This window comes from Klebsiella terrigena, from assembly GCF_006539725.1.
Classification (GTDB): domain Bacteria; phylum Pseudomonadota; class Gammaproteobacteria; order Enterobacterales; family Enterobacteriaceae; genus Klebsiella; species Klebsiella terrigena.
Genome location: NZ_BJNO01000024.1, coordinates 26,270 through 38,693 on the forward strand (window position 1 = coordinate 26,270; position 12,424 = coordinate 38,693).

At 55.1% G+C, this 12,424-nt stretch carries 8 protein-coding genes; 7 read left to right on the forward strand and 1 reads right to left on the reverse strand.

Annotated elements, in window-relative coordinates; all coding sequences use genetic code 11:
* Nucleotides 1-200: 200 nt before the first annotated feature.
* Nucleotides 201-2,384, reverse strand: a complete 2,184-nt coding sequence (locus tag RTE01_RS21610) for a right-handed parallel beta-helix repeat-containing protein (protein WP_141335349.1) — start codon at nucleotides 2,382-2,384, stop codon at nucleotides 201-203.
* A gap of 346 nt (nucleotides 2,385-2,730) precedes the next feature.
* Between RTE01_RS21610 and glmU the strand changes: the two genes are divergently transcribed.
* The 7 genes from glmU (at nucleotide 2,731) to pstA (ending at nucleotide 12,404) form a co-directional block, all read left to right on the forward strand.
* Nucleotides 2,731-4,101 carry a bifunctional UDP-N-acetylglucosamine diphosphorylase/glucosamine-1-phosphate N-acetyltransferase GlmU gene (glmU, locus tag RTE01_RS21615; protein WP_041143351.1) on the forward strand — a complete coding sequence of 457 codons (1,371 nt, stop codon included), beginning with the start codon at nucleotides 2,731-2,733 and terminating at the stop codon, nucleotides 4,099-4,101.
* 204 nt (nucleotides 4,102-4,305) lie between these two features.
* Nucleotides 4,306-6,135, forward strand: coding sequence for a glutamine--fructose-6-phosphate transaminase (isomerizing) (gene glmS / locus RTE01_RS21620; RefSeq protein ID WP_041143350.1), 1,830 nt, complete (start codon nucleotides 4,306-4,308; stop codon nucleotides 6,133-6,135).
* A 190-nt stretch (nucleotides 6,136-6,325) separates the two neighbouring features.
* Nucleotides 6,326-7,240, forward strand: a complete 915-nt coding sequence (locus RTE01_RS21625; RefSeq protein ID WP_041143349.1) for an AraC family transcriptional regulator — start codon at nucleotides 6,326-6,328, stop codon at nucleotides 7,238-7,240.
* A 38-nt stretch (nucleotides 7,241-7,278) separates the two neighbouring features.
* On the forward strand, nucleotides 7,279-9,045 hold the full coding sequence (locus tag RTE01_RS21630) for an amidohydrolase (protein ID WP_134528268.1): 1,767 nt from the start codon (nucleotides 7,279-7,281) through the stop codon (nucleotides 9,043-9,045).
* Nucleotides 9,046-9,388: 343 nt separating this feature from the next.
* On the forward strand, nucleotides 9,389-10,429 hold the full coding sequence (gene pstS / locus RTE01_RS21635; RefSeq protein ID WP_141335351.1) for a phosphate ABC transporter substrate-binding protein PstS: 1,041 nt from the start codon (nucleotides 9,389-9,391) through the stop codon (nucleotides 10,427-10,429).
* 125 nt (nucleotides 10,430-10,554) lie between these two features.
* Nucleotides 10,555-11,514, forward strand: coding sequence for a phosphate ABC transporter permease PstC (gene pstC / locus RTE01_RS21640; RefSeq protein ID WP_041143346.1), 960 nt, complete (start codon nucleotides 10,555-10,557; stop codon nucleotides 11,512-11,514).
* On the forward strand, nucleotides 11,514-12,404 hold the full coding sequence (gene pstA, locus RTE01_RS21645) for a phosphate ABC transporter permease PstA (protein ID WP_041143345.1): 891 nt from the start codon (nucleotides 11,514-11,516) through the stop codon (nucleotides 12,402-12,404). The genes pstC and pstA overlap by 1 nt, the downstream gene beginning before the upstream one ends.
* Nucleotides 12,405-12,424: the final 20 nt, after the last annotated feature.

Consider the following 12,424-nt stretch of genomic DNA (forward strand, 5'->3'; position numbering starts at 1 on the left):
GTCATCATGAAACTGCTCAATAAAATCATCGCCTTCTTCAGCACTATGAACGTGACCTTCGGGACCTTCAATAACTAAGAAGCCACTCTCCGGCCTGCATTTGCGCTGTACCGCTAACTAAAACGACAACACATGCGGTGTGAAGCAGGAAAGAAAGTAAAAGGTCGCCCGCGGGCGACCTTTGTATTTTAGGGCCAGTATCAGGAACGAGGCTGGCTGCGGCTGAGGAAATTACCGATATTGAAACGGCCATCCGCATGACGCAGCAGCGGATCCGGCAGCGCCAGCGTTTGATAGTCGTCGCTCTTAATGCTCTTTCCCTCGGCGTTGATGCTCTTACCGTCGTGGATAAAATAGTTGCTGTCGTCGATATTACCGACCACGGCATCATCGTATTTTCCCGGCCGGCTGCGCAGGGAGATATTGTCGCTAAACGAGCCCTGAGTCTCGGGTTTACCGTACGGGCTGGCGCGGAAGATGTAGTTAAAGCGCTGATTATCCACCGCCACGTTGTTGACCACCACCAGCCTGCCGGGGTTGAAGTTATCCGTAAAACCGTCCAGGTGATTACCTATCGCAATGCTGTTGCGCACCTCATGCGCCACCGGCTGCCCTTCCCCGCCCAGCTTAAAACCATTGCTGGTGTTATTACGGGCAATTGAGTTCTCAATCGTCACAACGCCGTTGGCACCATCTTCAATCTTGTTGAACAGGTCAAATCCGTCGTCGATATTATCGTAGGAGTAGCAGCCTTCGAGCCGGTTTCCCTCACCGACCCGCATTTTTACCGCAAACCCATCGGCGTTGATCTTGCCCGGATCTTCATTGCTGAACGATTCGGAGTTGACCACCCGGTTGTAGCTGGCCCACAGCGGGCGTCCCACGTCCGGTGGAGAGGAAATTTGAATCCCGGTATCGTCGTTGCGATAAGCGGTGACGTTCTCAATCAGATTATGGCTGCCCTGCACGCGCAGGCTTTTATCGGTGACGGAGATCCCCTTGATATGCCAGTAGCTGGCGTCGAGCTGCAGGCCGTGAATAACCGCCTTTCCGTCGGCCCGCAGCGTCTTAGGTTGCCCTTTGAGCCCGCTGGCGCTGAGCGGGATCGGCGTTTGCGGATAGTCTCCGGCGGCTAAGATAAGCGTGCCGCCAGCCGGCAGTAGTTCCACGCCGCGGGAGAGAGTGAGCGGATCGTCAGCCGTTCCGCTGGCGTTCGCCTGCCCTTGCGCAGAAACGTAGAGGGTATGCCCTTCGACGCCGACGCTGCGTTCAACCGTCAGCGTTTGCGTCACCGGCTTGCCGCTGGTGGCCGGCGTAAACAGCACCTCGAAGATGTTCTTGTCTTTGAGCGTGGCGGGTTGCGTAAACATCTCCCCGGCTTTGACGGCGATGTCCTTGCCGATGATGACTTCGTCCTGGCGGACGGTGAAGCGCCCGTCATAGTTAGCCCGCGCCTGCAGAATATACTCCGCGCTCTGGCTTTGGGTGCCAGAGGCAATCTGCATCACAACCGGCCAGGCTTTCGCGATATAGGGCGCAGAAGCCTGCGTCCTGGCTGCTGAAGTCGTCAGCGAGGCGTTGCTGATGGTGATTTTGGCATTACGCGAGGCGAAAAAGCCGACGTAGTAATGGTCTTTATCCTGCTGGGCGATCGTGTCGCTGCGGGGAACCTTCTTGCTTACCCATTCGCTGCTGCCCGTCGGTGCCCATGAGGTGATGAAACCGTCGTTAGTGCGTTCCAGCTTGAGCTGAAAGGTAGGTGTTTGCTGGAGATCGATATTCTCTTTGTAGCTCTGCCTGGTAATAGAAGAACCGGCATTGCCCCAGGGCTGGGAAATCCCTTCCCGGCCGATCGCCTGCAGTTTTATATGCGTATGATCTTTCTTATCCTGGGTCACGATCGCGTTCATGAGCATATTCGATGCTGCCGGAAACTCTTCATAGCCCACCTTTAAAGGCTGCTGGCGCGGCAGACCGATAACATCACGCACCAGCAGCCCGGCGCCTTCCTGCGCTGCCGGACGGGCGCCGTTCTCCGGGCCAAACTGATCCACCGTGACCGTCGCCTGCAGGATAAAGTTTTGGCTAACCGGCAGCATGGTATAAAAGAAGGTCAGGCCGTCATGCGAATTCGCGATCTTGCCTCCCCGGCTCTCAATGGTGACGGGAGCGCTGAGATCGGCTGTATCCTGGGGCGTCAGCTTTTTACCTGCTATCGTAACGTCATTCACCCCGATTTTTTCCGGCAGTACGTTGGAGGAGAAATTAACGTCGGTTGATTGACCAAAAGCGATACCTCGCCAGACATGAGCCTCGCCAGCGTGCAGCGGCAATGCGATAATTGAGCTACAAAGGGCTAATGCCAAAGGGATTTTTTTATTCATTTTTTCCTCCAGAGTAAATAATGAGCAGCATTATCGGGGGAATGAAACGGCGTTTCTATTTGTCGTGTCACAATAAATGAATAATAAAACCATGTTTTAATTTTATGTTTTCGCTTTATTCAGGCGTCGAAAAAACAGCAAAAGCAGAGGGATAGCAAATATTCATCTCTCTTATCGGGTTTTTTCGGAGATAAACTGATTTGCAGTGACTAAAAATAGCGCCATAAAATGGTGTATAGCGTTGAGCCTGAGCGTTTTATCCTCGTCTCGTTTCATGATGAAAAATATGTAGTAATTTCAACGTGAAAGGCTTTTACTTTTCGTTCTAACAGCTGTCAGGATGCGTATGTCAAACAGTGCGATGAGCGTGGTTGTCCTTGCCGCAGGCAAAGGGACCCGCATGTATTCCGATCTTCCCAAGGTGCTGCACGCCCTGGCTGGGAAGCCAATGGTTCAGCATGTCATTGATGCTACTAAAGATTTAGGCGCCTCTTCCGTACACCTTGTGTATGGGCACGGCGGCGATCTGCTGCGTCAAACGCTGCATGAAGACAACCTTAACTGGGTTCTGCAGGCAGAACAGCTGGGAACCGGCCATGCGATGCAGCAGGCGGCACCTTTCTTTGCCGATGATGAAGACATCATGATGCTGTACGGCGACGTCCCGCTGATCTCCGTCGATACCCTGCAGCGCCTGCGCGCCGCCAAACCGCAGGGCGGAATTGGCCTGCTGACGGTGAAGCTGGACGATCCGAGCGGCTATGGACGCATCACCCGTGATAACGGCCGGGTAAGCGGTATCGTTGAGCATAAAGATGCCAGCGAAGCGCAGCGTCAAATTCAGGAAATCAACACCGGGATCCTGATCGCCGGCGGCGCGGATTTAAAACGCTGGCTGGCGAAGCTGACGAATAACAACGTCCAGGGCGAATACTACATTACCGATATCATCGCCATGGCGTATCAGGAAGGCCGGGAAATCGTTGCCGTCCATCCGCAGCGTTTAAGCGAAGTTGAAGGCGTCAACAACCGCCTGCAGCTCTCCCGCCTCGAGCGCGTCTATCAGTCTGAACAGGCAGAAAAACTGCTGCTGGCGGGCGTGATGCTGCGCGATCCGGCTCGTTTTGATCTGCGCGGCACCCTGACGCACGGGCGCGACGTTGAGATTGATACTAACGTTATCCTTGAGGGCAACGTGGTGCTGGGCGAACGGGTGAAAATTGGCACCGGCTGCGTGATTAAAAACAGCACCATCGGCGATGACTGCGAAATCAGCCCGTACTCGGTGGTGGAAGATGCCCACCTGCAGGCTGCCTGCACTATCGGACCTTTTGCTCGTCTGCGTCCGGGTGCGGAGCTGCTGGAAGGCGCGCACGTCGGCAACTTTGTCGAAATGAAGAAAGCGCGGCTGGGTAAAGGCTCGAAGGCGGGGCACCTCTCCTACCTTGGCGATGCGGAAATCGGCGATAACGTCAATATCGGTGCAGGGACCATCACCTGTAACTATGACGGCGCCAATAAATTTAAAACCATCATCGGCAACGACGTGTTTGTCGGCTCGGACAGCCAGCTGGTGGCGCCCGTAACCGTAGGCAACGGCGTGACGATTGCCGCCGGTACGACGGTAACCCGCGATATCGCTGATAATGAATTAGTATTAAGCCGCGTGCCGCAGGTCCATAAGCAGGGCTGGCAGCGTCCGGTGAAGAAAAAGTAGGTCATTTATCCCTCGTCCTTTTGGGATGAGGCCGGGGTGAGAGGATAAAATAATCCTCCCCCCACGGCAGTAACCATAAAAATAGCCCCACTCTCTACAAGGCTCGGGGCGCCCGAAAAGGGCATTACCCAACGGCAAATGCGTTGGGTAAAATACAGGTCAGCGACAACGCATGGCATAACGCCATTATCAGGAAATTTAACTATGTGTGGAATTGTTGGCGCAGTCGCGCAGCGTGATATTGCTGAAATCCTTATCGAAGGTTTACGTCGTCTGGAATACCGTGGCTATGACTCTGCCGGTCTGGCAGTGGTTGATAACGAAGGACATATGTCCCGCGTTCGTCGGCTCGGTAAGGTACAGATGCTGGCTCAGGCGGTAGAAGAGCAGCCGTTGCACGGCGGTACGGGGATTGCCCATACCCGCTGGGCGACCCACGGCGAGCCGTCCGAGAGCAATGCGCATCCGCATGTTTCTGAACATATTGTGGTGGTCCACAACGGAATCATCGAAAACCATGAACCGCTGCGCGAGCTGCTGCAGTCGCGCGGCTATATTTTTGTATCAGAGACTGATACGGAAGTGATTGCACACCTGGTGCACTGGGAGCTGGAGCAAGGCGGCACCCTGCGGGAAGCCGTTCTGCGCACTATCCCACAGCTGCGCGGCGCTTACGGTACCGTGATCATGGATACCCGCGATCCGGGCACCCTGCTGGCCGCTCGTTCAGGCAGCCCGCTGGTTATCGGTCTGGGTATGGGGGAGAACTTCATCGCCTCCGATCAGCTGGCGCTGCTGCCGGTGACCCGCCGCTTTATCTTCCTCGAAGAGGGTGATATCGCGGAAGTTTCCCGCCGCTCGGTGGTGGTGTTTGATAAGTCAGGCGCGGAGGTTAAACGCCCGGATATCGAATCCAACCTGCAGTACGACGCGGGCGATAAGGGGATCTACCGCCACTACATGCAAAAAGAGATCTACGAGCAGCCGAACGCCATCAAGAACACTCTCTCCGGGCGCATTAGCCACGGAGAAGTCGATCTGAGCGAACTGGGCGTTAACGCCAACGAGATGCTGTCTCAGGTTGAGCATATTCAGATTGTCGCCTGCGGGACTTCGTATAACTCCGGGATGGTTTCTCGCTACTGGTTTGAAGCGCTGGCCGGCGTGCCGTGCGATGTCGAAATCGCCTCTGAATTCCGCTATCGCAAATCGGCAGTACGCCGCAACAGCCTGATGATCACGCTCTCCCAGTCCGGCGAGACGGCGGATACGCTGGCCGCGCTGCGCCTGTCGAAAGAGCTGGGATATCTTGGCTCCCTGGCGATTTGCAACGTCCCGGGCTCGTCGCTGGTTCGCGAGTCCGATCTGTCGCTGATGACCAAAGCGGGCACCGAAATCGGCGTGGCTTCCACCAAAGCCTTCACCACTCAGCTGACCGTGCTGCTGATGCTGGTGGCGAAGCTGGCGCGTCTGAAGGGCCAGGATGCGGCGATTGAGCACGATATCGTGCACGGTCTGCAGGCGTTACCGAGCCGAATCGAACAGATGCTGTCGCAGGACAAGCGTATTGAAGCGCTGGCGGAAAGCTTCTCTGATAAGCACCACGCGCTGTTCCTCGGCCGTGGCGATCAGTACCCTATTGCCCTTGAAGGGGCGCTGAAGCTGAAAGAGATCTCTTATATCCACGCGGAAGCCTACGCGGCCGGCGAGCTGAAGCACGGTCCTCTGGCCCTGATTGACGCCGAGATGCCGGTTATTGTGGTCGCACCGAACAACGAACTGCTGGAGAAGCTCAAATCCAACATTGAAGAAGTTCGCGCCCGCGGTGGTCAGCTGTACGTCTTTGCCGACGGTGATGCTGGCTTTAGCAGCAGCGACAATATGCACATCATCCAGATGCCGCATGTTGAAGAGGCGATCGCGCCAATCTTCTACACCGTGCCGCTGCAGCTGCTGGCCTATCACGTGGCGCTGATTAAAGGCACCGACGTTGACCAGCCGCGTAACCTCGCAAAATCGGTGACCGTAGAATAATAAGGCCACCTTGCTGAAGCGATGTGCTTCAGCCGCTCGTGAGTCAATTAAAAATCCGGTGGTGCTGAGAACTCAGCTCCCCGGATTTTTTTTACCCGCTTCACACCTTCTCTTTTTATATATTCCCCGGCTGCGACTCAGTCCGTAAATTACAGCAACGAATTAACGCGATGCAGAAGATAATTGAACCATGCCTCAGGATTACCGCGCGCAGGTATTTAAAGCGATAGACTACATCAGCCAGAATCTGTGCTTTAACCCGACGCTCGAGGAAATCGCCAGCGCCGTTGCGCTATCCAGCTTTCATTTCCATCGTATTTTCAAGGCCGAAGTGGGTGAAACTATCGCCGGGTTCACCCGCCGTCTGCGGATGGAGAAGGCGGCGATGTGGCTGATCGAATCTCCGCGACGCGATATTACCGGCTTAGCGCTGCGGGTCGGATTCTCCAGCTCACAAAACTTTGCTAAGGCGTTCCGCCAGCATTTTTCCGTATCGCCCGGCGAGTACCGACGTCTGCATGCTGCCAGCGTGAAAAGCAAGCCAGGAAACGTTACGGGCGAAAAAAGCGCCTATTCTCAAACCGAAGCGATGAAGGTCGTACGGGCCGATCCTGACTTCTTAGCGGCGGGCGTGCTTTCGCTACCGGCGCGGCGGGTCGCCTATATGCGACGATTTGGCCCCTATGGGAAAGAGACCTGCTGGCTGACGCATCACGATCTGGCGGCCTCATTCCCTTGCGGGACGCCGCGACAGCCGGCCGGTATGGTCTGCATCTACTGGGATGCGCCTGAAGTCACGCTTGGATCGCGCTGCCGCACCGACGTCTGTATTGAGCTCAGCGAAGGAGAGAGGCCGGGCAGAGGCGTTGCCGTACAGACGATTGCCGGCGGCAGCTACGCGGTATGTAAGTTCGCCGTTTTCGGCGAGCGCCTGGATGCAGCATGGGAGATCGCTTTTGCCTGGATAAAGGCCCGAGGATTAATGAAGGGTGACCTTCCGTGCTATGAAAAATATTATAACGAAACCGATGTTGCTCTCGATTATTATGTTTTTGATATTTTCATTCCTGTAAAAAAACACCACAAGAATAACGCCTCACAATAATTATTATCGTGTTTATTCGCAACGCAACGGAGTTAATAATGAAACGCTCGATGCTTTATCTGGTGTGCGCCCTGGCTATATCTGCGCTTCCGGCTTACGCCGCTCAGGATAGTGATAAAACGATTATCTATGGCGGTGAAATATATAGCGCCGATCCCCACAATCCCCATCCGGAAGCCATTGGGATTGCCGGCAAAGAGATCGTTGCTGTAGGCCGCTATGCGGATGTGCTTAACCAGCTGGGAAAGAACGCCAGGCGGATGGATTTGCAGGGAAAATACCTGATGCCGGGGCTTATCGATAGCCATGCGCACGTGGCGGATGCCGGTTTTCAGACCCTCACCGTGGCGTTTCCCGACGGCATGAAAGATGCCGCTGCGATTAGGGCGTTTGTTGAGAAAAATGCGAATAATCCACGTCGCGATATTCACGGGGTGCAGTTTTATAGCAACGTTCCTCTGAGCTACTGGGATAATATCGGCCTGCTGGATAGCGTATTTAACTCAGCGGCGTATAAAAATACACCGGTCGCCCTTGGCGGCGCTGACGCGCATACCGGCTGGGTTAATCAGGCCATGTTGCGCAAGGCGGGAATAAACGATCTGACGCTTGAAAAAGCGGCTCCCGGCATTAAAGCAGGTACCGTGTTGACGCCTGACGGCAAAATATCCGGCTTCGTTACCGAAGGGGCCTGGGATCATGTCCTGAGCGCCATTCCCCCCGTCGACGACGAGAAAATCGCCCGCGCCATCACGGCGGGTGCGGACGTGATGAACCGCTTTGGCCTCACGGCGTGGATGGAGCCGCTCAGTAATATTCGCCCGCTCTCTCCTTCGTTCAACGCCAGCCCCGATCGCCGCAACCTGGGGCTGCTCCCGGCGTACGTCGCGCTGGCGAAAGCCGGTAAATTAACCGCGCATGTCAGCGGGCTGGCGCTGGTGAATATCAACTCCTCGCCGGCGATCGTTGATGATGTCATCGCGCTCAGAGAGCAGTTCTCGCAGGCTGCGGACATTAAGCTGGTGGGAATTAAAATCTTCCAGGATGGCGTGATTGAGTATCCCTCTCAGAGTGCAAAGCTAAGCCAGCCGTATCTTAATCGTCCCGGCTATCGCGGCAGCGAAACGCTGGATAAAGAGAAGTTTTGCCAGCTTATTAGCAAAGCCGATGCTGAAAACCTGATCGCGCATTTTCATGCTATAGGCGACCGGGCGGTGCAGGAGTCGCTGGATGCGGTGGCCTGCGCCCGCAAAGCGAATGGCAATATGAATGTTCTGCACAGCATCACCCATCTTGAAGTGGTGAGCCCGCAAAGCCTTCCTCGTTTTCAGCAGCTTAACGTCGCGGCCTCCATGCAGCTGCTGTGGGCCGGGAAAGATAGCGATGGCGCAACGACCACGCTGCTTGAGGGCAAAGTGGCGCCGTCGTTATTGCAACATCTTTACCCGGCTGGAGATTTGTACCGTCATCATGCGCTGATTGCCGGGGCCAGCGACTGGCCGGTCTCCAGCCCCAATCCGCTGCTGGCAATTTACACCGCGGTTACGCGCACCGCTGAGTCAGGCGTGCTGCCACCGGACAGCGAAAAAATAAGCCGGGCGGCGATGCTGCAGGCCTACACCATAAACGCGGCGAAAGTGATTGGCCGCGAGCGGGAGATAGGGTCTGTTAGCGTTGGAAAAAGCGCGGATCTGGTGCTGTTCGACCGCAACCTTGAGAAGGTCAGCATTGAGGAACTGCGGGATGCCAACGTTTTATGGACGATGTTCGAAGGCCGGCAGGTGTATCGCGCGGACCCGCTTTGAGCGGCGGTTAAATCAGCACAAAGGGCTGCCGGATGGCGGCCTTTTTTGTCGCTCCGCTGGCCGCTTTTTGCGCACGAAATCAAAAAACGCATCGGCACTCTTTTATGACAACAGCCGCGCTTTAGCGCGAAATCAGGCTGTCATAAAAAGAAAATTTTTCCGTAAACTTATCGTCATTATTATGCTTAACAGATTGATTAAAAATGATTTTATTTACCATTATTCTGCGTATAACCGTCTGTCATAAAACTGTAATAAATCGTACATTTTACTGTCACCTCTTTGTCCTATTTTGCTCACCATAGCCTCGAAACAACGATTTACGAATCCAGCAGGAGACATTATGAACGTTATGCGTACCACCGTCGCAACAGTTGTCGCCGCGACCTTATCTATGAGCGCTTTTTCTGCATTTGCAGCAGCAAGTCTGACGGGCGCAGGCGCAACTTTCCCTGCGCCGGTGTATGCCAAATGGGCTGATACTTATCAGAAAGAAACCGGCAATAAAGTGAACTACCAGGGCATCGGCTCTTCCGGTGGTGTAAAACAAATTATTGCCAACACCGTTGATTTCGGTGCTTCTGATGCTCCTCTGGCTGACGACAAGCTGGCTCAGGAAGGTTTGTTCCAGTTCCCAACCGTTATCGGCGGCGTGGTGCTGGCCGTTAACCTGCCAGGCGTGAAGTCCGGCGAGCTGGTGCTGGATGGTAAAACGCTGGGTGACATCTACCTGGGCAAAATTAAGAAGTGGGATGACGAAGCGATTGCCAAACTCAACCCAGGCAAGAAGCTGCCGGCACAGAATATTGCCGTGGTTCGTCGTGCTGATGGCTCCGGTACCTCCTTCGTCTTCACCAGCTACCTGGCGAAAGTGAACGAAGAGTGGAAATCTAAAATCGGCGCGGGCTCTACCGTTAACTGGCCGACCGGTCTGGGCGGTAAAGGTAACGACGGTATCGCCGCTTTCGTTCAGCGTCTGCCGGGTTCTATTGGCTACGTTGAGTACGCCTATGCGAAACAAAACAACCTCGCCTACACCAAGCTGGTGTCTGCCGACGGCAAGCCGGTTAGCCCAACGGAAGATAACTTCGCGAACGCCGCGAAAGGTATTGACTGGAGCAAGTCCTTTGCTCAGGACCTGACTAACCAGAAAGGTGAAAATGCATGGCCGATCACCTCAACCACCTTTATTCTGGTGCACAAGGCTTCCAACAAGCCTGAGCATACGGCTGAAGTGCTGAAGTTCTTCGACTGGGCGTATAAAAACGGCGGTAAAGAAGCTAACGCACTGGATTACGCAACGCTGCCAGAAAACGTGGTTGAGCAGGTTCGCGCTGCATGGAAAACCAACGTGAAGGACAGCAGCGGTAAAGCGCTGTACTAATACTCGCTATACTTCGCGCTGCAGGCTCCGTTGCTGCGGCGCGAATTATTTTGGGTATAGCATTACCTTTGTCTAACAGGTCAGTAATATAGCGGCCTTTCGGACCCGAACTTAAAGAGTAACCTATGGCTGCAACCAAGCCGGCATTCAACCCTCCGGGGAAAAAGGGTGACATAATTTTCGGCGTGCTGGTCAAACTGGCGGCGCTGATTGTGCTATTGATGCTGGGCGGCATCATCGTTTCCCTGATTATCTCTTCGTGGCCAAGCATTCAAAAGTTTGGTTTTTCCTTTTTGTGGACTAAAGAGTGGGATGCGCCGAACGAAGTCTTCGGGGCGCTGGTTCCGATCTACGGTACGCTGGTTACCTCATTTATCGCGCTGCTGATTGCCGTTCCGGTGAGCTTCGGCATTGCGCTGTTCCTGACCGAACTCTCTCCCGCCTGGCTTAAGCGCCCTCTTGGTATTGCGATCGAACTGCTGGCGGCTATTCCGAGTATCGTTTACGGCATGTGGGGCCTGTTTATCTTTGCTCCGCTGTTTGCCACCTACTTCCAGGAGCCGGTTGGCAACATCATGTCGACTATTCCTTTCGTCGGCGCCCTGTTTGCGGGACCGGCGTTTGGTATCGGTATTCTGGCGGCCGGCGTCATTCTGGCCATCATGATCATCCCCTATATCGCCGCCGTTATGCGTGATGTGTTCGAGCAGACGCCGGTGATGATGAAAGAGTCGGCCTACGGTATCGGCTGCACCACCTGGGAGGTTATCTGGCGCATTGTGCTGCCCTTTACCCGCAACGGGGTGATAGGCGGGGTGATGCTCGGTCTGGGGCGCGCGCTGGGGGAAACCATGGCGGTCACCTTTATCATCGGTAACACCTACCAGCTGGATAGCGTTTCGCTGTATATGCCGGGCAACAGTATCACCTCCGCGCTGGCGAATGAGTTTGCCGAAGCCGAGTCCGGCCTGCACGTTGCCGCGCTGATGGAGCTGGGTCTGATTCTGTTCGTTATTACCTTTATTGTTCTGGCCGCATCTAAGTTCATGGTGATGCGTCTGGCGAAGAATGAGGGAGCACGCTAATGGCGACGATTGAGCTACAAACCACCGCCGAGCTGGCGGAGTCCCGGCGTAAAATGCAGGCTAAGCGGCGCCTGAAAAACCGGATCGCGCTGGCTCTCTCAATGGGGACGATGGTATTCGGTCTGTTCTGGCTTATCTGGATCCTCATGGCCACGGTGACCCGCGGTATTGATGGTATGAGCCTGGCGCTGTTCACCGAAATGACCCCGCCACCGAACACCGCTGGCGGCGGCCTGGCTAACGCCCTCGCGGGCAGCGGCCTGCTGATCCTGTGGTCAACGATCTTCGGCACGCCGCTGGGCATCATGGCGGGGATTTATCTGGCGGAATATGGTCGTAAATCCGCGCTGGCGGAAGTGATTCGTTTTATTAACGATATCCTGCTCTCCGCCCCGTCTATCGTGGTGGGTCTGTTTGTTTACACCATCGTGGTCGCACAGATGCAGCACTTCTCCGGCTGGGCGGGCGTTATTGCGCTGGCGCTGCTGCAGGTGCCTATCGTGATTCGTACCACCGAGAATATGCTGAAGCTGGTGCCGGACAGCCTGCGTGAAGCGGCCTACGCCCTGGGTACGCCGAAATGGCGAATGATTTCCGCGATCACCCTGAAAGCCTCGGTTTCCGGCATTATGACGGGCATCCTGCTGGCTATCGCGCGTATCGCCGGGGAAACGGCGCCGCTGCTGTTTACCGCGCTCTCCAACCAGTTCTGGAGTACCGACATGATGCAGCCGATCGCCAACCTGCCGGTAACGATTTTCAAATTTGCCATGAGTCCGTTTGCGGAGTGGCAGCAACTGGCATGGGCCGGGGTATTGATTATCACCCTGTGCGTACTGCTGCTGAACGTTCTGGCGCGCGTGGTTTTCGCGAAGAATAAACACGGTTAATTTTTTGCAGCGCGGCGAAA